25 protein-coding genes are annotated in these 21,093 nt (G+C 39.8%); 16 read left to right on the top strand and 9 right to left on the bottom strand.

The features are described from left to right. Positions 1–102: 102 nt before the first annotated feature. The gene (locus IEV27_RS11395; protein WP_188377625.1) at positions 103–894 is read right to left on the bottom strand and encodes an HAD family hydrolase; all 792 of its coding nucleotides are present in this window, start codon (positions 892–894) and stop codon (positions 103–105) included. A gap of 190 nt (positions 895–1,084) precedes the next feature. Between IEV27_RS11395 and glcT the strand changes: the two genes are divergently transcribed. The 3 genes from glcT (at position 1,085) to IEV27_RS11380 (ending at position 4,561) form a co-directional block, all read left to right on the top strand. After that, complete coding sequence (glcT, locus tag IEV27_RS11390) at positions 1,085–1,927, top strand: glucose PTS transporter transcription antiterminator GlcT (protein WP_188377624.1); 843 nt, start codon at positions 1,085–1,087, stop codon at positions 1,925–1,927. A gap of 312 nt (positions 1,928–2,239) precedes the next feature. Beyond that, positions 2,240–4,279 carry a glucose-specific PTS transporter subunit IIBC gene (ptsG, locus tag IEV27_RS11385; RefSeq protein ID WP_188377623.1) on the top strand — a complete coding sequence of 680 codons (2,040 nt, stop codon included), beginning with the start codon at positions 2,240–2,242 and terminating at the stop codon, positions 4,277–4,279. A 15-nt stretch (positions 4,280–4,294) separates the two neighbouring features. After that, complete coding sequence (locus tag IEV27_RS11380) at positions 4,295–4,561, top strand: phosphocarrier protein HPr (protein WP_188377622.1); 267 nt, start codon at positions 4,295–4,297, stop codon at positions 4,559–4,561. An 83-nt stretch (positions 4,562–4,644) separates the two neighbouring features. Here IEV27_RS11380 and IEV27_RS11375 read toward each other — a convergent pair whose 3' ends face one another. Beyond that, on the bottom strand, positions 4,645–5,304 hold the full coding sequence (locus IEV27_RS11375) for an SDR family NAD(P)-dependent oxidoreductase (protein WP_188377621.1): 660 nt from the start codon (positions 5,302–5,304) through the stop codon (positions 4,645–4,647). 98 nt (positions 5,305–5,402) lie between these two features. Between IEV27_RS11375 and IEV27_RS11370 the strand changes: the two genes are divergently transcribed. Continuing rightward, a complete protein-coding gene (locus IEV27_RS11370) occupies positions 5,403–5,741 on the top strand; it encodes a YfhH family protein (protein WP_188377620.1) in 339 nt (112 codons plus the stop codon). 34 nt (positions 5,742–5,775) lie between these two features. Here IEV27_RS11370 and IEV27_RS11365 read toward each other — a convergent pair whose 3' ends face one another. After that, positions 5,776–5,907, bottom strand: coding sequence for a YpzG family protein (locus IEV27_RS11365; protein ID WP_188377619.1), 132 nt, complete (start codon positions 5,905–5,907; stop codon positions 5,776–5,778). A gap of 1 nt (position 5,908) precedes the next feature. Further along, entirely contained in the window at positions 5,909–6,073 is a 165-nt protein-coding gene (gene sspK / locus IEV27_RS11360) for a small acid-soluble spore protein K (RefSeq protein WP_188377618.1), read from the bottom strand. 110 nt (positions 6,074–6,183) lie between these two features. Between sspK and IEV27_RS11355 the strand changes: the two genes are divergently transcribed. Next, entirely contained in the window at positions 6,184–6,450 is a 267-nt protein-coding gene (locus IEV27_RS11355) for a YfhJ family protein (protein WP_188377617.1), read from the top strand. A gap of 31 nt (positions 6,451–6,481) precedes the next feature. Here the strand turns inward: IEV27_RS11355 and IEV27_RS11350 are convergent, their stop codons facing one another. After that, positions 6,482–7,483: a metal-dependent hydrolase gene (locus tag IEV27_RS11350; protein WP_188377616.1), complete on the bottom strand. Its 1,002-nt coding sequence runs from the start codon at positions 7,481–7,483 to the stop codon at positions 6,482–6,484. A 61-nt stretch (positions 7,484–7,544) separates the two neighbouring features. Here IEV27_RS11350 and mutY point away from each other — a divergent pair, with 61 nt between their 5' ends. Further along, complete coding sequence (gene mutY / locus IEV27_RS11345) at positions 7,545–8,636, top strand: A/G-specific adenine glycosylase (protein WP_188377615.1); 1,092 nt, start codon at positions 7,545–7,547, stop codon at positions 8,634–8,636. Here the strand turns inward: mutY and yfhS are convergent. Beyond that, a complete protein-coding gene (yfhS, locus tag IEV27_RS11340; protein ID WP_188377614.1) occupies positions 8,633–8,857 on the bottom strand; it encodes a mother cell protein YfhS in 225 nt (74 codons plus the stop codon). The two genes, mutY and yfhS, sit on opposite strands and share 4 nt — an antisense overlap. Before the next feature lie 323 nt (positions 8,858–9,180). Between yfhS and IEV27_RS11335 the strand changes: the two genes are divergently transcribed. The 4 genes from IEV27_RS11335 to IEV27_RS11320 all read left to right on the top strand — a co-directional run bounded on the left by IEV27_RS11335 (position 9,181) and on the right by IEV27_RS11320 (position 13,181). Next, the gene (locus IEV27_RS11335) at positions 9,181–10,239 is read left to right on the top strand and encodes a C40 family peptidase (protein ID WP_188377613.1); all 1,059 of its coding nucleotides are present in this window, start codon (positions 9,181–9,183) and stop codon (positions 10,237–10,239) included. A 186-nt stretch (positions 10,240–10,425) separates the two neighbouring features. Next, a complete protein-coding gene (locus IEV27_RS11330; RefSeq protein WP_188377612.1) occupies positions 10,426–10,641 on the top strand; it encodes a gamma-type small acid-soluble spore protein in 216 nt (71 codons plus the stop codon). Positions 10,642–10,815: 174 nt separating this feature from the next. Beyond that, entirely contained in the window at positions 10,816–11,343 is a 528-nt protein-coding gene (gene ntdP / locus IEV27_RS11325; protein WP_188377611.1) for a nucleoside tri-diphosphate phosphatase, read from the top strand. 65 nt (positions 11,344–11,408) lie between these two features. Beyond that, on the top strand, positions 11,409–13,181 hold the full coding sequence (locus IEV27_RS11320) for an ABC transporter ATP-binding protein (RefSeq protein ID WP_188377610.1): 1,773 nt from the start codon (positions 11,409–11,411) through the stop codon (positions 13,179–13,181). Positions 13,182–13,591: 410 nt separating this feature from the next. Here the strand turns inward: IEV27_RS11320 and IEV27_RS11315 are convergent, their stop codons facing one another. Next, positions 13,592–14,662, bottom strand: coding sequence for an FUSC family protein (locus IEV27_RS11315; protein ID WP_188377609.1), 1,071 nt, complete (start codon positions 14,660–14,662; stop codon positions 13,592–13,594). A gap of 161 nt (positions 14,663–14,823) precedes the next feature. Beyond that, complete coding sequence (locus IEV27_RS11310; RefSeq protein WP_188377608.1) at positions 14,824–16,122, bottom strand: glutamate-1-semialdehyde 2,1-aminomutase; 1,299 nt, start codon at positions 16,120–16,122, stop codon at positions 14,824–14,826. A 139-nt stretch (positions 16,123–16,261) separates the two neighbouring features. Here IEV27_RS11310 and IEV27_RS11305 point away from each other — a divergent pair, with 139 nt between their 5' ends. From IEV27_RS11305 to perR, 5 genes are all read left to right on the top strand, one after another. Further along, positions 16,262–16,672, top strand: coding sequence for an ion channel (locus IEV27_RS11305; RefSeq protein ID WP_188377607.1), 411 nt, complete (start codon positions 16,262–16,264; stop codon positions 16,670–16,672). 64 nt (positions 16,673–16,736) lie between these two features. Next, the gene (bcp, locus tag IEV27_RS11300; protein WP_188377606.1) at positions 16,737–17,207 is read left to right on the top strand and encodes a thioredoxin-dependent thiol peroxidase; all 471 of its coding nucleotides are present in this window, start codon (positions 16,737–16,739) and stop codon (positions 17,205–17,207) included. A gap of 138 nt (positions 17,208–17,345) precedes the next feature. Next, positions 17,346–18,296 (top strand): D-2-hydroxyacid dehydrogenase, encoded by a 951-nt coding sequence (locus tag IEV27_RS11295; RefSeq protein ID WP_188377605.1) that lies wholly within the window; start codon positions 17,346–17,348, stop codon positions 18,294–18,296. 2 nt (positions 18,297–18,298) lie between these two features. Further along, positions 18,299–18,856, top strand: coding sequence for a cob(I)yrinic acid a,c-diamide adenosyltransferase (locus tag IEV27_RS11290; protein ID WP_188377604.1), 558 nt, complete (start codon positions 18,299–18,301; stop codon positions 18,854–18,856). Positions 18,857–18,977: 121 nt separating this feature from the next. Further along, a complete protein-coding gene (perR, locus tag IEV27_RS11285) occupies positions 18,978–19,421 on the top strand; it encodes a peroxide-responsive transcriptional repressor PerR (protein WP_188378241.1) in 444 nt (147 codons plus the stop codon). Between the two features lie 61 nt (positions 19,422–19,482). Here perR and IEV27_RS11280 read toward each other — a convergent pair whose 3' ends face one another. Further along, complete coding sequence (locus IEV27_RS11280; RefSeq protein ID WP_188377603.1) at positions 19,483–19,860, bottom strand: YgzB family protein; 378 nt, start codon at positions 19,858–19,860, stop codon at positions 19,483–19,485. 131 nt (positions 19,861–19,991) lie between these two features. Between IEV27_RS11280 and IEV27_RS11275 the strand changes: the two genes are divergently transcribed. Then, the gene (locus tag IEV27_RS11275; protein ID WP_188377602.1) at positions 19,992–20,873 is read left to right on the top strand and encodes a nucleotidyltransferase-like protein; all 882 of its coding nucleotides are present in this window, start codon (positions 19,992–19,994) and stop codon (positions 20,871–20,873) included. Positions 20,874–21,093 lie beyond the last annotated feature (220 nt).

The raw sequence follows: 21,093 nt of genomic DNA, 5'->3' as shown, positions 1-21,093 counted from the left end.
AAAATACTCATAATGTTCATATTCTTGCCGGAATGTGCATAAGTTTGCCAAAATGTTCATAAAAGCAAAAGAGTGCCTCTACAACCATAGGGGCACTCTTTCTTAATATAATTCTTTCGTTTTTAAATCTTCAATGGCTTCGTAGACATGATCAACTACGTACTCGGCCTTTTTCTGCACATCAGGGTGGGCGTTAGACATCGCATAACTATGAGGGGTAACCTCAAACATTGGCAAGTCGTTAAAAGAATCGCCGATGCATGCTATTTCGTTTGGGTTTATACCAATCGTATCAAGAAGCGCCTTAATCCCGTTTCCTTTATTAATCATTTGGGGCATAATATCTACACAAGACTCATGTGAAATAAAACTATCTAATTCTGTACCGAATTGATCACGCACACGACTTGAAGCTAAAATAACGTCATCTTCTTTACCGTGCAGAGTAATTTTAGCAGGGGAGATATGCTCTCCAAAGTGACTAATTAAATTTGGCTCAATGATCACATCTTGAAAAAGCTGCTCTGAAATCAAATCCACCCATTTATTATGCTCTGACGTATAGATTTTATCTTTAGTAGAGACAGTTTTCACCATCGGCTCATTTTTAATAAAATTCATGACTTCTTTCGCTTTATCAATATCAAATGATTTAGAATAGATAGGCTCACTATTCGAATCATAAACAAAAGCACCATTCTGGCTGATTCGGTGGCCTGTTACTCCAACTTTAGTAAGAACTTGGGCGATGTCGTGATCCATTCGACCAGAGGCTACAGCGAGATCAACGCCCGTTTCGGTTAACTTTTTTAATGCTTCTATATCTTGAGGCTTAATATAGTGATTCATTCCTAGCAATGTTCCATCCAGGTCACTAATAAATAATTTAATCATTTGACATGCTCCTTTCGGCTCTTTCCATTCACAGTCACGCTAATGATTTTACACGGAACGTCAAACATAGACAAAAGAAATACTTTAATTTTCCTAAGACGAAGGTTGTCAAATTTGAAAGTGGATTATACGATAGAATATACTGAGACATTGAAAACGTTTTTTTGTCAGATAATGTGGGGGAGCAAATATGGACGAACAAATTACCATCGATAAAGTGCTAAATAATAATGTGGTCATCGCTAAGCATCCGTCCTATCAAGAAGTTGTACTTATTGGTAAAGGTATAGGATTTAGCAAAAAAAGAGGGGACTTCATTTCGTTTAATAAAGCGGATAAAACATTTTTATTAAAAAATGAAAATGAAAAACAGCAATATGTAAATTTGATCCCTCATATTGAAGAAGGATTTATCGACTTCATGAATGACCTTTTGTTCCATATTGAAAATCGAATGGGACAGGAATTAAATGAACATATTCACGTGGCATTAACCGATCACCTTGCATTCGCTCTTAAGAGAACACAAAAAAATTTGCAGTTTACCAATCCTTTTTTACCAGAGATTGAATCCCTCTATCCAAAAGAGTATCAAATTGCACTGGAAGTCGTGACGATGGTTTATGACAAATTAGGCGTGCAATTTCCTGAAGGAGAAGTAGGTTTTATTGCGCTGCATATTCATAGTGCAGTAACAGATAAAACGCTTCGGGAAATAAACAGACATAACCAGCTCATTACGAACCTCGTGGAAATTGTAGAGGAGACGATGCACGTTACAATTGATAAGCACAGCGTCGATTATCATCGTCTTGTTCAGCATTTGCACCGGGCGATTGATCGAGTGTACCAGGATGAAAGCATTGGAGATGAAATTCGTCTCGCTAATATGTTGAAAGATGAATATCCAGTGTGCTATAATTTAGCTTGGAAGTTAATTAAAGTGATGCAAAAACAGCTAAATAAACCAGTTGATGAATCTGAAGCGATCTATCTGACGATTCACTTACAGCGGCTAACCAAAAAATCTTAACGTTACGTGTTACTGATACGATCAGGCATGAGTATCGAAGGATCAAATGGTTACGATATAAGGGAGAAGTGTACCCTTTTCGTAATGATTGAACCTTTGTACTCATGCCTTTTTTGTTGTCAGAATCATGACGATGAGCCGGTTATTTCGTTAGTCCACCACCTTCGAGGGGCAGCTTTTCGTGACATGTGCTGATCCACCTGTATATGTTAACCAGCCCCTCTGCACTTTTCGTAATCATGAAACCGTTTTATTTTTCTGACAATTGCTGTTTTTGTACTCACACCACTAAAAAATAGGGAGGAAATACTTATGTTTAAAAATGCTTTTGGTACTTTGCAAAAAGTTGGTAAAGCATTAATGACACCTGTTGCTTTGCTTCCGGCTGCTGGTATTTTGCTTGCATTTGGTACTAGCTTTGCACAGGAAGATTTCACAGACAAAGTGCCATTCTTCACAACGCCATGGGTTCAAACATTACTTGAAGTTATGGCCGAAGCGGGGGGAGTTGTCTTTGATAACTTGCCGCTGCTCTTTGCGGTAGGTGTTGCGATTGGGCTAGCAAAAGGTGACGGGGTTGCCGGACTAGCTGCGATTATTGGTTACTTAATTATGAATGTGGTTATGGGGGTACTTGGAAATGTCGATAGTGACATGACCTCAGACCCTGCCTATGCTGAAGTATTAGGGATACCCACCCTTCAAACCGGGGTATTTGGCGGGATTATCGTCGGTATAATGGCAGCCGCCTTGTATAATCGATACTTTAATATAGAATTACCTCAGTTCTTAGGATTCTTTGCGGGTAAACGTTTTGTCCCGATTATTACAGCATTTTCTGCGATTTTCTTAGGTATGATTATGCTTGTTGTTTGGCCATTTGCACAAAATGGTTTAAATGCTCTATCTCACTTAATGCTTGAGGGGAACCAAACGATTTCAGCGTTCTTCTTTGGAGTTATTGAACGTTCATTGATTCCATTTGGACTTCACCATATTTTCTATTCTCCGTTCTGGTTTGAGTTTGGGTCTTACGAAAATGAGGCAGGCCAACTCATCCGTGGAGACCAAACGATTTTCTTTGAACAGCTAAGAGATGGTGTTGAGTTTACGGCCGGAACATTTATGGTTGGTAAATTCCCATTCATGATGTTTGGCTTGCCAGCTGCAGCTTTAGCAATTTATCATACAGCTAAACCTGAACGTAAAAAAGTAGTAGGGGGGATTATGGCTTCTGCAGCCTTAACTTCATTCCTTACTGGTATTACAGAGCCAATCGAATTCTCATTCTTATTCGTGGCGCCATTACTATTTGGTATTCACGCGATTTTCGCTGGTTTCTCATTTATGATTATGGAAATTTTGAATGTGAAAATAGGGCAAACCTTCTCAGGTGGTCTAATTGACTTTATTCTCTTTGGTATTATGCCGAACCGTACCGACTGGTGGTGGGTCATCATCATAGGTCTCATCTTCTCTGTCATTTACTACTTTGGTTTCCGTTGGGCGATCCTTAAGTTCAACCTTGCTACACCAGGGCGTGAAGATGAAGGAGCAGACGTGGATGGAGAGACTGGAGAAGCTGATGATTTACCGTTTGAAATTCTAGAAGCAATGGGCGGAGAGAAGAATATTAGCTATCTTGACGCTTGTATTACTCGTCTAAGAGTTTCTGTGCACGATAAAGAAAACGTGAACAAGAACCGTCTGAAACAACTTGGGGCTTCTGGAGTTATGGAAGTAGGAAATAACATTCAAGCTATTTATGGTCCAGTTTCAGATACGCTTCGCGGACAAATGCAAGACATTATCGATGGTAAAACTCCTCGTAAACGAAAAGAAGATGTTAAAGAAAGTTCAAAAGAAGCAGGTGCTGTTGCGCCCGTTTCAGATGCAGACTTAGAATTTGTAAGCCCGATAAAGGGTAAAGTATTACCAATTACAGAAGTACCTGACCAAGTGTTTTCTGGTAAAATGATGGGGGATGGCTTTGCAATTGAACCGATTGATGGTAAAATTGTCTCGCCTATTAATGGTAAAGTACTCAATGTGTTCCCTACCAAGCATGCGATTGGCCTGCAAGCCGAAAATGGTATGGAAATTCTGATTCACATCGGAATCGATACTGTGAAGCTTAAAGGTGAAGGGTTTACTTCTAAAGTGGAAGAAGGAGCAGAAGTGAAGCAAGGACAAACTTTAATGGAAGTTGACCTTGATTATGTAAGTAAAAATGCTACTTCTATCATTACTCCAATCGTCTTTACAAACCTTGAAGAAGGTCAGCAAGTCGAAGTAACGGCAGCTGGAGAAGTGGATCATAATACAGAGTATATTATTACCATCACAAAATAAAAGGAGAGATTTATCATGGCAGAACAAACGATGACAATCACAGCGGCAGACGGTGTACACGCACGTCCAGCCACAGCACTAGTACAAGTAGCAGGACAATATGAGTCTGACGTAAACATCGAGTATAAAGGCAAATCTGTAAACATGAAATCCATCATGGGCGTTATGTCACTAGGCATTCCTAATGGTGCTGAAATCAAATTTACGGCTGAAGGTTCTGATGAAGATCAAGCAGTTGAAGCACTTGTTCAGAAAACAAAAGAAGAAGGATTAGGCGAATAATTCTTCCAAAGCAAAAAGGAGCAGACCACATGTGGTCTGCTCCTTTATTTAGGTTGCCCATAAATAGTGTGAGACCAAGGACTTTAGCGATCTACAAAGATTTCAGGGCGCCCATCATCTTCATCACATATCTTCTTCGCAACTCCTTCAGGGCCTTTTAGGTTTTCCGGCTGGCTCACATGATCACTCTCGTCCCAGAAAGGGGTGTTCATTCCTCCCATATAAACCGCAGTTGCTTTCATTGGCTCACTTTCCCATTCTTTGTGCAGGCTTTCTGTAAAGCCGCGAACAGCAAATTTTGAAGCACAATAAACGGTTTCGTTCGTTTTTCCGCGTAGTCCTGCTGTTGAAATTATATTTAACACGCGCCCATTTGAGCGTTTAAGAAATGGCATGGCCGCTTGCGTCATTAGAATGGTTCCTTTGACGTTGGTGTTCATCATCTGATCGATGTCTTCAGAATTGTAGGAAGACAAATTGCCAAAAATACCTAAGCCTGCATTATTGATTAATACATCGATGTGATCCAGCTGCTTAAACGCTTCTTGAACTGAAGACGGCTCTGTAACGTCACAGATAAGAACTTCAGCCTCTCCACCACGTTCTTTTATTTCCTTTTGGACGAGCAGGAGCTTCCTTTCTGTTCTTCCTGTTAAAACAACGTTGTAATCGTTTTGAGCGTATTGTAATGCTAAAGCTCGCCCTAATCCAGTACCTGCTCCACTAATTAATGCTTTTCTCATGTGATATCCTCCCCATTGGTAGTATTTATATTGTGACAAAAGACTGCTAAAATGAAAACAGGAACGACATGAATCGGTAACAAAAAGGGGATAAGAAAATGGAAAAAAGATATAGCGAATATAGTTATGAAGAATTAAGAAATGAAGTAGCTCAGTTAACCGAGAAGGCTAGGAAAGCAGAGCAGATGGGGATTGTTAATGAATACGCGGTTTATGAACGAAAAATTATTATGGCGAAAGCCTATATGATGGATCCAAGTGAATTCGAACGTAACACCTCTTACCAAATTGAAGGGGATCCGGCTCACACGTTTCACATTGACTACATGAACGGTGTCTTCGCTTGGGGACACCGCATCAATTTAACTGGAAGCATAGCAAGTGACAAAGAAGAAGCTTTGCCAATTTCCATGCTTGGCAAGAAGGTCCGTAATTAAAAAGCGCAGTCAATGAAGTGACTGCGCAAAAAGATTATGATCTTTTTCTTGCCTGAGTTTCTGTTATTTGATCCGATTGAGTTTGTTCGGTTTCACCGTTTACGCGGTGGTTTAAATGCTTCGCTCCTCGATGAAGGGACTTTTGGGTTTTATTTCTCTTTCCCATTTTAGTATTTACCTCCTTGATTCACGTCGCGTTCTCTTGAGTGCATGGCACGTTCTTGGGGTTTAGAATTAATCGTGCCATTTGGACGTAATGCTAAATACTCGCTTTGATCGTCGGGGGAGTGTGTCATTTTTCTGTTAGGAAAGTCTTTTGCTTTATTTCGCATCAGTCATCCTCCTAGACGCCACTGTGATGTGGCTCTACTAGTTTGTGCAGAAAAGATGCGTTTATGTGATAAAATGGTGTGTAAACTTTTCCATGAAAGGAGGCAGCATAATGGAAGAGGTTCACCAGCAATTAGCTGAACGGCTTTATGAAAAGAATGGTCGTTTAACAATAGATGAAGCACGTACGTGGGTAGAATTGCTGTGGGAAGATTTTGAATCTACACGGGCAAAAGCCGGTTACGATTATAAAGGAAAACAGGTGACAGAACAGATTGTCATTCAATGGATTGAAAATTACGGTCCAAAGCTCCACGATTTTATCGCGACCAATCCCAAATATAAAGAAATGCTAAAAAAGAAGGGGTATGAACATTAAATGAATCCAGGCTGCCAAAGCCTGGATTCATTTATTTTGTTTCTGTAGCTACTGTTAATTTGTCCTGGAGTTTTTCTTCTGTAAAGACCCAGCCGGTATAAGAGTTTAAAATCTTTAAGTTGTCGCCATGCTCGTCATCAATTTGAACGAGTGCCACAAATGGATATCGTCCCTTTGAGCGATATCTTAAATCGATAAAACGGACTTCCGTATATTCATCGTAATAACGTATATCGTAACGGTATACGGGTGAAAAAGATAAAAAAGCTTTGATGTTAGGATCTGTTAAAGCTTTTTGAACGATAGGATCTTCATAATCGATTTCCTTGTAAACAAACTCATCATAAATGGTAATATGCCCATCCTCAGCATGACCTACATAGTAATTTGTCTTTGTCTCAATGGCAATCCGCCATACGCTTTGACGAATCGTAGGCGAAGTGGCAATTTGCACAATGTCGTCAAAATGGTCGTAAACGAGTTTAACGAGTTCACGTTTGTCGAAATATCGTTTAACATAATATAAGGCAATGACAAAGTAAATAATGAGCCACATATAAGCAGGGTCTGCTCCTAAATTCCAAGCGACAATTCCCGCTAAATGCATGGTGAAAATGTAAGGGTCAAATGTATTAATGAATCCATAAGCTACCCACCTTTTAGTGAATGGCCTGTAAGCTTGAGTTCCATAGGCATTAAATACATCAACAAAAACATGTAAAATAACGGCTAGAAAGGTCCAAAGCCAAAGGTGTAAAAAGTTCACTTCTGGAGTGAATAAATAGATGAGGGAAGCAAGTCCAATTCCCCATAGGATAACGGCAGGAATGGAATGCGTAATTCCTCGATGGTGGCGGATGTACACGGCATTGTTTTTAAGTTTTAAAATGGTATCCGAATCGGGTGCTTGTGAGCCGATCAAAGTTCCGACAATCACTGCGTTTGCCAGTGTGGGGTCGGATTGAACGACTGGGTCAAGCGTAGCTAATCCGCCAAGAGCTACACCCATGACCACATGAGTGCCAGTATCCATGAATGCTTCCTCCTTTGGCCGACAACAATAAACATAGTGCGAAATAAAGGATGATAAACGAATGAAACAGCAAGAAAGAGTATCTTATATTTTAGAAAAATTTAATGCAGAAGCCTTTCGTGCTCATTTAATTGATTGGTTTAAAAAAGAACAGCGAATCTTGCCTTGGAGAGAAAACCAAGACCCTTATCGCGTATGGGTATCAGAAATTATGCTCCAACAAACACGTGTTGATACAGTAATCCCTTATTTTAATCATTTTATGGAACAGTTTCCAACCCCTGAAGCTTTAGCAAGTGCACCGGAGCAAGACGTACTAAAAGCATGGGAGGGCTTAGGTTACTATTCCCGAGCGCGTAACTTACAAAACGCTGTTCGGGAGGTTGTTGAGCATTATGAAGGAAAGGTTCCTGATAATAAAGAACAACTGGGAGATTTAAAAGGTGTGGGTCCTTATACGAAGGGAGCTATCTTAAGTATTGCCTATGATCAGGCTGAACCGGCTGTAGATGGAAATGTGATGAGAGTATTATCACGTATCTTGTTAGTTGAAGAAGATATCGCAAAAGCAAGCACAAAAACGTTGTTTGAGTCTCTCGTTCGTGAATTAATTTCTAAAGAAGATCCCTCTGCCTTTAACCAAGGGTTAATGGAACTTGGTGCGATTATTTGCACACCGAAATCTCCATCGTGTATGTTATGTCCTGTCCAAGATGAATGTCGAGCTTTCAGCGAAGGTAAAGAAGGAGAACTTCCCATAAAATCGAAAAAAAAGAAACAGAAGAAACAACCTTTTGTGGCGTTATTTATTGAAAATGAGAAAGGGGAAGTGCTCGTTGAACAACGTCCATCAAATGGATTATTAGCTTCTCTATGGCAATATCCAATGGTCCCTATTTCTGAAATTGCCGAAAGTGACATACCAGATTGGTTTCGGGGAGAGTATGGAATAACGATTGATATCGACTCCACAATCGATCATGTCCATCATGTATTTTCTCATTTGATCTGGGATATGAGCGTAAAGAGAGCCCAGGTAAGGAAGGGTACATTAGATCGGGAAAATGCTCGATTTGTTAGTAAAGAACAGATTCAAAAGTACCCGTTTCCCGTATCTCACCAAAAGATTCACAAGCATTTATCATTCAATTAATCAAAAGTAGGCTTAGAGCTGCTTTCCCACGAAGCTTCGCGTTGTTTCAAACCTCCGCGGAGCTTAATTTCTTCGTTAATTTCTCGTAATAAAGTGACACCCTCTTGATTTAAGTAAGGAGCAGTTTGTGATAGAGCATAATGAAAATAGCCAAGCTCCCGGTCCTGCCAATTTTTTTTGGATTCCATACTAAGTTCCGACATATCTCGACCTACATACATCATAATCTCTCCTTTCCCTTAGTATTATAGGGTTTGTGAAGATTTTTATGCATGAAAAAAGCCTCGAATTTTAAGAAATATAACACTTGTAACGGAACTGTAACGGAACTGTAACGAAACATGCTGAACCTTGTCACATCAACAGTTTTCATAGATTAATAGGCGTTTTCCAATGTTTAACTGTGTAGACAAGACATAGAAAAATATGAATAATAGGTAACAGAGCAAAACAAGCAATACAGAACGTAGCCTATTCGAACTACTCAAACTATTAAACTTTGAATTTAAATAAAATTAATTATATAAAAGAGAGGGTAAATACGATGAACAAAAAACGTCTTGCAACAACTGTTTTTGGAACGATTGTCGGTGCGTCGCTTTTTGGTGGCACAGTAATGGCGGATGAATCACACGAGGTAAAATCTGGAGATTCTTTGTGGAAATTAAGTAACAAATATAACACGAGTGTTTCAGACCTGAAATCTTGGAACAACTTAAACGGTGATCTCATCCGTGTTGGTCAAAGTTTAGTCGTTGATAAGGATAGCTCTTCAAATAGTTCTTCCAATAGTTCAAGTGAAAGCAGTACATACAAAATCAAGAGTGGAGATACTCTTTCTAAGATTGCTTCTAAGCATGGTGTGTCTGTCAGCAACCTAATGGATTGGAACAACTTAAGCTCATCTTTAATCTATTCAGGTAAAGAGTTGAAAATTAATGGATCAAGTGCTTCAAGCTCAAGCTCTAGTTCTTCCAGCAGCTCAAGCTCTTCCAGCTCCAGTGCGACAACTTATACGGTGAAATCTGGAGATACGTTGTCTAAAATCGGGAGCAAGCACGGAGTGAGCGTATCTAACCTGCAAAGCTGGAACGATATTTCTGGCCACCTTATCTATGTAGGTCAAAAGCTTGATCTTAAGAAGACATCAGACAGCTCCAGTTCTTCAAGCTCATCTAGCTCAAGCTCTTCCAGCAGCTCTGAGAAAGAAGAAGTTAAAGGAACTTCTACAACTTCAAACACTGGATTAGTAAGTGAAGCTAAGAAGCATATTGGTACTCCTTACACTTGGGGTGGAACTTCCCCGTCTGGATTTGACTGCAGTGGTTTCTTACAATACGTTTTCAGTAAAACAGGTAAAGACCTTCCTCGTACAGTTGCTTCCATGTATGCAGACAGCCGTATGACTTCAGTAAGCAAGTCTAACCTTCAGGTAGGCGACCTTGTCTTCTTTGAAACATACAAGCCTGGCGCTTCTCATGCTGGTATCTATGTAGGGGACAACCAGTTTATCCACTCTGGATCTTCTCGTGGGGTAGAAATTAGTTCGCTATCTAATTCTTACTGGAACCCACGCTACATTGGCGCAAAACGCCTACAATAGTAAAGTAATTAAAAACAAGGCGCTCTCTTTACGGGGAGCGTCTTTTATATATACTATTCACGCATTTTCCTTCATTTAAACCGGAAATTTGCCCATATATTCAAAAAGTTTCTTTTGAAAAAATAATGAATTTAGATGAATGTTTTTTGAAAACCTGCGCAGAATAATTTTGCGGAGGTGATACTGATGGCTAAGCAACCGAAACAAGGTAAAACTGCAGCTGGTACAGATATGAACAAAGTAAGACAACAAAACCAACAAGCTGCTCAGCAAAACGCTCAGCAAAACGCTCAACAAGCTGCTAAAGGTCAGAACCAATATGGTACTGAATTTGGCGCAGAACAAACTGACGCACAGCAAGTACGTCAACAAAACCAAAAGTCTCAAGCTAAGAAAAAGTAACGCTTGATACTTGTCTGTACAGGCTCGCAATTTAGCCTGAATCAAACTCCCAGAGGCCGTCCAAATTTGGACGGCTTCTTACATATATAAATACTATTGTTTTCATTCGGAGACATAACTCGTTATAATGGGTAAAGGTGACTAGCGGGATAATTGAGGGAAGGGGAGATGATTATGCCCGGCCCGGACTCTGGAGTTCAAACGGAAATACAAAGTTATAAACATAATGGTAAACTGCACCGCGTATGGGAGAGTACAACGGTACTTAAAGGAACAAAAAATGTAATTATTGGTGCGAATGATCGTACACGTGTTCAAGAAAGTGACGGGCGAACGTGGATCACTCGTGAACCGGCTATTTGTTACTTCCATTCGAAACACTGGTTTAATGTGATTGGAATGCTTCGAACAGATGGCGTATATTATTATTGTAATATTAGCTCTCCGTTTATTTATGAAGATGGAATTATTAAATACATTGATTATGATCTTGATATTAAAGTGTTTCCTGACATGACATTTAAATTGTTGGACGAAGATGAATACGAATTGCACAAAAGACAGATGAATTATCCACACGTTTTAGATCGTATCCTATACAACAATATAGATGTGCTTATTCGCTGGATCCGGCAGCGTAAGGGACCTTTTTCTCCAGAATTTATTGATCAATGGTATGAACGATACTTAACGTATCGGTGAATAGTGATGCGCACTGTCTAAGCGGTGCGCTTGCTTATGTTTATAGTGAAAGGCAGGTGGTATGATTGGGAAGCATTAAGCGTTATTTATCATTTGTTAAACCGTACAAAGGGAAAATCATTCTTACTGTTTTAATTGGCGTATTGAAATTTTCTATTCCTTTATTAATGCCCTTAATTATTAAATATGTTATTGACGATATCATTAATTCAGAGTCTTTAGCTCAATCAGAAAAAATTGATCAGCTGCTTCTCTTAATGGGAGGCGCCTTTTTTGTTTTTATGATCATGCGGCCTCCCGTTGAATATGCGAGGCAATACCTGGCTCAATGGATTGGAAGTAAAGTGTTATATGATATTCGTGACAAGTTGTTTGATCATATTCAAAGGCTGAGTCTCGGTTTTTATTCTCGTACGAAAACAGGCGAAATCATTTCAAGAGTGATCCATGACGTAGAGCAGACGAAAACGTTTGTCATTACAGGATTGATGAACATTTGGCTCGATATGTTTACGATTGTTATTGCCATTATAATTATGCTGACCATGGATCCATGGCTTACACTCGTAGCAGTGGCTCTGTTTCCGTTTTATGGGTTTGCTGTGAAGTACTTCTACGCTCGTCTTAGAAAATTAACTCGAGATCGTTCTCAAGCCCTGGCGGAAGTACAAGGGCATTTGCATGAACGTGTGCAAGGTGTACCTGTAACACGCAGTTTCGCTCTTGAAAATTATGAGCAAAACCAGTTTGATACAAGAAACTCTAACTTCTTAAATAAAGCATTGAAGCACACAAACTGGAATGCGTATACGTATTCCATTACGAACACGATCACTGATTTGGCTCCTTTGCTTGTCATTGCGTTTGCCGGCTATCAAGTCATTAATGGTTCGATGACCGTAGGTACGATGGTTGCCTTTACTGGTTATATGGATCGGGTTTACAACCCGCTTCGCCGCTTAGTGAACTCATCTACCGTGCTGACACAGTCCATCGCATCAATGGATCGTGTGTTTGAATTTATGGATGAACGCTATGACATTGTTGATCGAAAGAATGCTAAACCCCTTGAAAACGTACATGGTGATGTATCGTTAAAAAATGTTTCTTTTAGCTATGGAGAAAACGACCCTACTGTATTAAAGAATGTAAACCTGGAAGTAGAAAAAGGAGAAACCATTGCTTTTGTTGGAATGAGCGGGGGAGGAAAATCTACCTTAATAAGTTTAATTCCTCGTTTTTACGATGTGACAAGTGGTCAGATATTAATTGATGGTAAAGACATTCGTGATGTCCAAGCTCGAACGTTGCGCGATAAGATTGGAATGGTTCTTCAAGATAATATCTTATTTAGTGACTCGATTAAAATGAACATCCAAATGGGGAACCCGGATGCTACAGATGAACAAGTTATAGAAGCGGCAAAGGCTGCGAATGCACATGGCTTCATTATGGAGCTTCCAGACGGTTACGACACCTTAGTTGGAGAAAGAGGTGTCAAACTGTCAGGAGGCCAGAAGCAGCGCGTGGCTATTGCGCGAGTATTTTTGAAAAATCCTCCATTGCTCATATTAGATGAAGCAACGTCCGCATTGGATTTAGAAAGTGAAAACTTAATTCAAAATGCTCTGGAGCGATTAGCTTCCGATCGGACAACGTTCATTGTAGCTCACCGTTTGGCTACGATTACGCACGCGAGTCGTATTGTTCATATTGAAAATGGAGAAATTGTGGAGGTTGGTTCCCACGAAGAATTAATCAGACGTAAAGGACATTATTATGACCTTTACCAGGTGCAGCAGCTAGATGACAATCAAACAGAATATATGGGAACGTAAAAAAAGGAGACCACATCGGGTCTCCTCAGCTTATGGAAAACTCTGGTTTTCCATAAGCTTTTTTTCTTGCTGTCAGGAGCGAAGGACGCTTCCCTTTCCGCGCACGAGCGCCCAAGCTTCCTCGTAAAACCCACACTCGGCGATCTCGGCTCACTCGTTCTTCCGCAGGAGTGGAAGGGTCCTAAGGGTACCAGGTACCGAAAAGCTGTAAAAGAGCGAAGTGCCAAGTGTGAATTTCGGTACCTGGTACCCGGTGCCCCGGAAAGCGAAGTATTTTGACGGAGCGATGGTGTAATTTCGATTTAATATAAATAATCCGAACTGATTTCAATAGAATCGTTCGGATTATTTTAAGCTTTATTCAGTTTTGTCCCAGCCTCGTCTAAAGGATATCTCACCGGGTCTCCTTTTTATTTATCAGTCGTTTGAAGGTAATTATTTGGATTATACTTTTGATAACTCTTCAACAGTCGCTTAAGTTTTTCGAGCTGGTAGTAGTATTCCATCAGCTGAGAAGCGAGTGGAAGAAAGACAAGCTTATCCGGATGATGGTTGCTATCTTCATATTCTTTCATCAAACGTTCCACAAGCATCGGAATGTTTGGTTCTTCTATTTGACGCAGCGATTTTCTATGCGTTTCTCGTATGCGACCTTTTAAACTTAGAAGCAGCTTTTCGTGGGCATTAATTAATTTATCCAATTCTCCGACGAGGGCATCTTGGAATTCATCAGGAATTTGTTCAATCTTACTATCTAATCGATAAAAGGCTTTTAATACATCAAATGATTTTTTCGTCGTGGTGATGAGCTGCCTGAACAAGACAAGCTTTCGCCCTTTTGAAAAACGTGAGCCTTTAAAATACGTACGTTCTTCCGAATAGAGAAGGTAAGTATGGTCAGTCCAGCGAATATTGTCTTGAATCCGTGTAATCTCATATTTTAAAGCTGGCTCATCAGATAGTTGGCGTGTCATGACGCGCAGCCACTGTAAAATTTCATTCGTTGCCGTATCAATTTTTGTAAAGAGCCTCGTTTCGTACTTCGGAGGCACAAAGATTAAATTAACAAGAAAAGCTGCTAATATCCCTAAGATCAGAGACGCAAAACGTGAGGCTGCGAAATAAATGAAGGTTTGGTCTGTTGAATCCATAAGGGCGATAACAGCTACTGCTGCTAAAGAAATCGTATTTTCATTCATTTTCAAGTTCATCGTTAATCCAATGACGACGATAATCGCGAAGGCAACGATGAAAGGATCGTTTCCTAGAGTGAAAACCGCAATAATCGCTACGACTGCACCTATTATATTGGCTTGAATTTGTTCAACGATCGATTGGTATGACCTGTAAATCGATGGCTGAATAGAGAAGATCGCTGCAATAGCGGCGAGTAACGGGCTGATAAATCCTAACAGGCTGGCTATATATAAAGCGACAGCAACAGCGAGTCCTGTTTTCATCATGCGAGCTCCAAGCTTCATGTTATTCATCCTTATCTGTAAAATTATTACTCATTCATTATATCCGATAGGTACTGCTGAAATATAGAATGTTATGTGAACACTACCCTTATCATAACGGCTCTAACCAGATTAGAAAAGCGCACACCCTTAATAGGATGTACGCTTATTGTAAGCTGAAATTAGAGATGTTCAGCCATTTTTTTAAATGTTCGATCGACCGCTTCTATGGTTTGTTGAATATCTTCTTCTTTATGGGCGGTCGTTAAAAACCATGCTTCATATTTTGACGGTGCTAAATTAATGCCTTCCTCAAGCATTAATTTAAAAAATTGAGCGAATTGCTCTCCGTTTGTATTTTCTGCTTGTTCGTAGTTTTCTACTTTTTCATTAGTGAAATAGACAGTGAGCGCCCCTTTTAATCGGTTCACCGTTAGTTCGATGTCATGAGTTTCTGCTTTTTCTAAAATGCCCTGTTCAAGCATAGCTCCTAAACGATCCATTTCTTCATAAACTCCATCTTGTTTTAGCACCTCTAGACAAGCAATGCCTGCTGACATCGAAGCGGGATTGCCAGCCATCGTTCCTGCTTGGTAAGCAGGACCCAGCGGAGCCACTTGTTCCATAATATCAGCACGACCACCATAGGCTCCAATCGGAAGACCGCCGCCAATGATTTTACCCAGCGCTGTCATGTCAGGTTCAATGTCTAACAACTGTTGAGCACTTCCGTACGTAAAGCGAAAAGCTGTAATGACTTCATCATATATAACAAGAGCTCCAGCGTCGTGTGTTAGATCATTAACTTGCTGAAGAAATCCTGGTTTAGGCTCTACAATGCCGAAATTCCCAACGATCGGTTCAACAAGAACTCCGGCTATTTCGTCCCCGAACTTTTCAAGAGCTTGCTTAAACGGTTCAATATCGTTAAAAGGGACGGTAATCACGTCTTGTGCAATAGAAGCAGGTACGCCTGCAGAGTCAGGTGTTCCTAAGGTAGAAGGTCCTGAACCGGCTGCGACGAGCACAAGGTCAGAGTGGCCATGGTAACATCCAGCAAATTTTATAATTTTATTTCTCCCTGTATAAGCGCGTGCGACTCGAATCGTCGTCATTACTGCTTCTGTCCCTGAATTGACGAATCGTACCTTATCAAGAGAAGGGATCACATCTTTCAGCATTTTAGCAAAACGATTTTCTAGAGAAGTTGGTGTTCCGTACAGTACCCCGTTTTGAGCAGCTTCAATAATGGCGTGCGTAATATGTGGGTGGGCGTGACCTGTGATAATTGGACCATATGCTCCTAAGTAATCAATGTATTTCTGTCCATCTACATCATAGAAATAAGCGCCTTCCCCGCGGTCCATGTATACCGGAGTTCCGCCGCCTACCCCTTTGTAGGCACGTGAAGGAGAATTGACGCCTCCGACGATGTGTTTCTGTGCTTCTTCATATAATAATTCAGATTGTGTAAAGTTCATTTATATCCCTCCAAAAAACATTCATCCTATATTCTAACACGATTTGTTTAAGCAGAAGACCAGCGAGCATTCATAATAAAGAAAGGACTCGCATATCTAGTGAGTAAGCCTGTCTACTTTTAAAAAGGATCGTGGCCTTATGATGACGATATTTATTGCAATGGTATGCTTTTTGCTCATAATAGGGAGCATCAGGCAATTGTTTACTTCATTAGAAATTGAACATCATATGTTTTCCTTTCATATTTTTATTACCCTTGTTCTTTTATACACCGTAATTATGATTGGCTTTGGGTTGATTTATGCTTCCTTATCCGTACAAGGGGTAGAGGTATTTATGAGAACAGTGCACCATGATCCACCATCGTGGGGGCATGAAATTTCAAGAGGTATTTATTTTAGCGGGGTCACTTTATTTACAGTGGGGTATGGTGATTTAATGCCTATTGGTGTTGGTCGCTGGATCGCCCTTATAGAAGCCATGATTGGTTATACTATTCCTGCAGCTTTAGTCGCAAAAGTCTGGCAAACCTCAAAAAGAGATAGCTGAGATTGGAAGTTTATCTGCAGATACGATACTCTTAAAGGAGAAATGATTTAGGAGGGATTTAAGTATGACAGTAGAAGTAGGACAACAAGCGCCAGATTTTGAACTAACGGCCCACACAGGTGAAAAGGTTAAATTATCCGATTATAAAGGTCAAAACGTAGTTCTATACTTTTATCCGAAAGACATGACCCCTGGATGTACAACAGAAGCGTGTGATTTCCGCGATCACCATGAAAGCTTTGCTGACTTAGATGCCGTTGTACTTGGCGTAAGTCCAGATCCAATTGAAAGCCATAAGAAGTTTATTGATAAGCACGATCTTCCGTTCTTGTTATTAGCTGATGAAGATCACAAAGTGGCTGAAGAGTATGGTGTGTGGAAGCTGAAGAAAAACTTTGGCAAAGAATATTACGGCATTGAACGATCTACGTTTATAATCGATAAAGAAGGAAAGCTTGCCGAAGATTATCGTAAAGTAAAAGTAGATGGACACGTTGAATCAGCGTTACAATTTATCCGCGAAAAACTAGCGTAATTTTAAAACCGTGATAGGCAGACTATCACGGTTTCATTTTTATTATAAAGGGTAATGAAGTTTAACTCCTTTACCTATAAGTTGCGATGATCTATATTTACATATAAGAATAGAAGAAAATAGGATAGGAGGGGTACAATGCTTATATTGTCAGCCATCAAACGTGTACCTGATGATATTAGAGAACACTTTGAACAAACATTCGGTGAAGTAGAATTTCTTTTCTGTCATGGAATTGAAGAGGCGGAAGAACATTTACCTAAAGCGGATGTATTTGTTACATACGGGGAAGATTTAAACAAGGAGAGAATCCGAGCCGCAAAGCAGTTGAAGTGGATCATGGTCCTATCTGCAGGGATGGATCGCATGCCTTTTAATGAAATTGATAAGCAAGATATTCTTGTGACAAATGTAAGAGGCATTCATGCTAAACCTATGGCTGAGTATGCTTTATCAATGATACTTCAAGTCGCCCGTAACGCTAAAATGCTCACTCAAAGGGAACGGGATCACAAGTGGGATCGCCGTGTTCCGATGAAAGAAATTAATAATCGTACAATGGTGTTGCTGGGAACAGGGGCTATTGCTCAAGAAACAGCGAGACTTGCCCGAGCTTTTCAAATGAAGACGATCGGTGTTTCACGGTCTGGAAAATCAACGGAGTGTTTTGACGAAACGTACAAAGTAGAGGAAATGGATCAAGCGCTTGAAGCGGCTGATTATCTCGTTGCCGTCTTACCTAGTACGTCAGGGACACGGTACTTGTTGAAAAGAGAACACTTTACGAAAATGCCTTCTCATTCCGTTTTTCTTAATATGGGAAGAGGAGACCTTGTGAAAAGTGAGGATATCCTTGATGCAGTGCGCTCAGGAGATGTGGCCCACGCGGTCTTGGATGTGTTTGAAGAGGAGCCGCTGCCAGAAGATCATGTGTTTTGGGATGAAGAAAACATTACAATCACACCGCATCTTTCCGGAATATCACCACATTACGTTCCGAGAGGATTTGATTTATTTGAACGTAATTTAAAAGCATACTTAAAGGACGATAAGCTGGAAAACGTAATCGATCCTAAACGGGGGTATTAATCATGCGTATCTATACAAGATCAGGTGATAAAGGGGAAACATCGCTAATTTACGGTACACGAGTAGCCAAAAATGACTTGCGTGTAGAAGCTTATGGTACTTGTGATGAAGCAAACTCTTCTATAGGGGTGGCATTAAGTCACTTAAGTAGAGAAGATTGGGATGGGAAAGAATCATTTATAGCGGCCATGCATAAAATTCAAACGATCCTTTTTCATGTCGGGGCTGAATTAGCCACGCCGAAAGGGAAGGAAGTAAAATGGAAGTTGAAAAACGAACATATAGAAGAACTAGAAAAGCAAATTGATCAATGGGATGAAGAATTAGCCCCATTGAAGAACTTTATTCTGCCTTCAGGGCATGAGTCTTCTGCAGCTTTTCATATGGCGCGAACAATTGTGAGAAGAGCTGAGCGAACGGCGGTTGGACTAGAAGAAGAAGTAAACAATCCACTTGTCATCACCTATTTAAACCGTTTATCTGATTTATTGTTTGTAGCGGCACGATACGTAAACCATCGTTTAGGCGGGAAGGAAGTCCCTTTACACCCTGATGTTTGATGGATCATAGAATAGCTATTAACTTAGTTTGACAATAGATTAACAAGCAGGTTAAACTAATTATAAGGATTCTAATTTAATAATATTCTAAATCAAGAATCAGTTTATGAAAGCGAGGTGCATGACGGTGTCAGATCATCGACTTCAAGAAGCCATAGATACGTTAAAAGATTCTGGGGTACGAATAACACCACAACGTCATGCGGTGCTTGAATACCTACTGAATTCTATGACTCACCCTACAGCTGATGAAATATACAAAGCATTAGAGAGCAAATTTCCTAACATGAGCGTAGCCACGGTTTATAACAACCTTCGCGTGTTTAGAGAAATCGGCCTCGTCAGAGAACTAACTTATGGAGATTCATCTAGCCGTTTCGATTGCAATACTTCTGATCATTATCACGCAATTTGTGAATCATGCGGCAAGATCGTTGATTTTCACTATCCTAGTTTAAATGAAGTGGAATCATTAGCTGAACAGGTGACTGGATTTACTGTAAGTCATCATCGCATGGAAGTGTATGGAACTTGTTCGGAATGCAAAGCTAAAGCTGCCCATTAAATGATGGGGATGGAATAAACAAAGTAAAAGGACCTGCTGATCCCAGCAGGTCCTTTTTTTATTATGTCCGTTGATCGGCTTCTTGCTTTTGGTAGCGTTTTGAATTATATTTCTCATCAAACTCTTTACCTTCTAATGACTTATCCATTGTTAAGGGCTGTTTACAATGCATGCACGCATCGACACGACCGAGCATTTTTGTCGGTTTTTCACAGCTAGGACACACAATTTGGATGGTTTTTGTAGAAAGCATTCCGATCCAAAAATAAACAACGGTACTTAATCCAATAAAGCCCATTCCCATAATCATGAATATAGCCATCGCCCAGGCCGTTTCTTTAAAAAGAAGACCTATGTACATGACGCCAAACCCAATAAAAATCAGCCAAAAAGCAAACGAACGAATTTTGTTAATTTTACTCGTATATTTTAACGCCAACTGATTTCCCTCCTAGTAAGCTTACAACCGTAGTATAGCATTTTTTATGAGAAAAATATATTTATGGACAGGAATTTGCTATTCTATATCGAATAACATAATGTACCGAATTACGATATGGGGGAACTTTAATGGAAGATCTATTACGGCCCATTTACCAAGAAAGAGCCAGCCAAGTGAATACTCTTGGCATTTTAATTTTAGAAAAGAAAAAACCGATCAGCCCAGTCACTGATAATTTTGATGTCATTTTGTTTATCATTGTGCGAGAAGCAAAGGAACCTTGGTATGTGAAGCATTATGATTTTGAGGGAAAAACAGCAGCAATGCATATTGTAGATGAACAATTATTGCAGCACTGGATCGACACCAGTTCTTATCGACGTTCAGTGGAATGGGTGATTAATGGATCCATAATATTTGAAAGAAATGATTACATTAGCGAACTTAAAGAAAAGCTTCGCTCATTTCCATCAGGTACGAGGGACTTGAAAAAGGCTATTGAATTTGCGAAATTGATTCGCAGTTACAGTGAATCAAAAGATTTATATGAAAATGGCCATCATCTAGATGCTTATAGTCGGATGGTTCATTCCTTACATTACTTAGCAAGACTTGCGATTATTGAAAAAGGTTTTCACCCTGAAGTCACTGTATGGAATCAAGTAAAGAAAATTGAACCAGAAATCTATAAGTATTATGAAGAATTGATCATGAGTAAAGAATCAACTGAAAAGAGGGTGCAGCTCATGACCTTAGCGGTAGAGCATGCCGTTAGTATACGAGCAAAAACAAGTGCCAAGCATCTCCTGGATTTAATGAACCAAAGGGAAGAACCCTGGTCATTTGGAGAATTAAAAGTGCATCCGGAAATTAAAGAATATGCGCTGGACCTTTCTTCTATGATCGAGTATTTAGTAGAAAAAGAACTAGTAGAGATTGTGTTGCAGGATACGAAGGGAATAAACATCTATCACCGAATGTATAAAGCTTCTAGAAATGAGGAAAACTAATCTATTAAATGAAGGCCCTTTCTTTGTTATGATAAAAGAAAGGGTTTTTTATTAAAAAACATATTGACGCTGTCTTTAAAAGCGTGGTATATTATTAAACGTCGCAACAAGAGGTCGCGACATCGCAAGAAAACAAATTAAATATCATGAAAAAGTTATTGACTTCAACTTAAACACATGATATATTGATTAAGTCGCTGTTTTGAGGCGGCGAACGAAT

Source organism: Halobacillus andaensis (genome assembly GCF_014636475.1).
GTDB classification, from domain to species: Bacteria; Bacillota; Bacilli; order Bacillales; family Halobacillaceae; genus Halobacillus_A; species Halobacillus_A andaensis.
Note: the sequence above shows the minus strand (reverse complement) of the source record. Positions and strands in the feature narration are given on the sequence as shown.

Bases quoted from the DNA above. Each gene is read 5' to 3' on its own strand.
- IEV27_RS11395 (WP_188377625.1), bottom strand. From the start codon at position 894: ATGATTAAATTATTTATTAGTGACCTGGATGGAACATTGCTAGGAATG.
- glcT (WP_188377624.1), top strand. From the start codon at position 1,085: ATGGACGAACAAATTACCATCGATAAAGTGCTAAATAATAATGTGGTC.
- ptsG (WP_188377623.1), top strand. From the start codon at position 2,240: ATGTTTAAAAATGCTTTTGGTACTTTGCAAAAAGTTGGTAAAGCATTA.
- IEV27_RS11380 (WP_188377622.1), top strand. From the start codon at position 4,295: ATGGCAGAACAAACGATGACAATCACAGCGGCAGACGGTGTACACGCA.
- IEV27_RS11375 (WP_188377621.1), bottom strand. From the start codon at position 5,304: ATGAGAAAAGCATTAATTAGTGGAGCAGGTACTGGATTAGGGCGAGCT.
- IEV27_RS11370 (WP_188377620.1), top strand. From the start codon at position 5,403: ATGGAAAAAAGATATAGCGAATATAGTTATGAAGAATTAAGAAATGAA.
- IEV27_RS11365 (WP_188377619.1), bottom strand. From the start codon at position 5,907: ATGGGAAAGAGAAATAAAACCCAAAAGTCCCTTCATCGAGGAGCGAAG.
- sspK (WP_188377618.1), bottom strand. From the start codon at position 6,073: ATGCGAAATAAAGCAAAAGACTTTCCTAACAGAAAAATGACACACTCC.
- IEV27_RS11355 (WP_188377617.1), top strand. From the start codon at position 6,184: ATGGAAGAGGTTCACCAGCAATTAGCTGAACGGCTTTATGAAAAGAAT.
- IEV27_RS11350 (WP_188377616.1), bottom strand. From the start codon at position 7,483: ATGGATACTGGCACTCATGTGGTCATGGGTGTAGCTCTTGGCGGATTA.
- mutY (WP_188377615.1), top strand. From the start codon at position 7,545: ATGAAACAGCAAGAAAGAGTATCTTATATTTTAGAAAAATTTAATGCA.
- yfhS (WP_188377614.1), bottom strand. From the start codon at position 8,857: ATGTATGTAGGTCGAGATATGTCGGAACTTAGTATGGAATCCAAAAAA.
- IEV27_RS11335 (WP_188377613.1), top strand. From the start codon at position 9,181: ATGAACAAAAAACGTCTTGCAACAACTGTTTTTGGAACGATTGTCGGT.
- IEV27_RS11330 (WP_188377612.1), top strand. From the start codon at position 10,426: ATGGCTAAGCAACCGAAACAAGGTAAAACTGCAGCTGGTACAGATATG.
- ntdP (WP_188377611.1), top strand. From the start codon at position 10,816: ATGCCCGGCCCGGACTCTGGAGTTCAAACGGAAATACAAAGTTATAAA.
- IEV27_RS11315 (WP_188377609.1), bottom strand. From the start codon at position 14,662: ATGAAGCTTGGAGCTCGCATGATGAAAACAGGACTCGCTGTTGCTGTC.
- IEV27_RS11310 (WP_188377608.1), bottom strand. From the start codon at position 16,122: ATGAACTTTACACAATCTGAATTATTATATGAAGAAGCACAGAAACAC.
- IEV27_RS11305 (WP_188377607.1), top strand. From the start codon at position 16,262: ATGATGACGATATTTATTGCAATGGTATGCTTTTTGCTCATAATAGGG.
- bcp (WP_188377606.1), top strand. From the start codon at position 16,737: ATGACAGTAGAAGTAGGACAACAAGCGCCAGATTTTGAACTAACGGCC.
- IEV27_RS11295 (WP_188377605.1), top strand. From the start codon at position 17,346: ATGCTTATATTGTCAGCCATCAAACGTGTACCTGATGATATTAGAGAA.
- IEV27_RS11290 (WP_188377604.1), top strand. From the start codon at position 18,299: ATGCGTATCTATACAAGATCAGGTGATAAAGGGGAAACATCGCTAATT.
- perR (WP_188378241.1), top strand. From the start codon at position 18,978: ATGACGGTGTCAGATCATCGACTTCAAGAAGCCATAGATACGTTAAAA.
- IEV27_RS11275 (WP_188377602.1), top strand. From the start codon at position 19,992: ATGGAAGATCTATTACGGCCCATTTACCAAGAAAGAGCCAGCCAAGTG.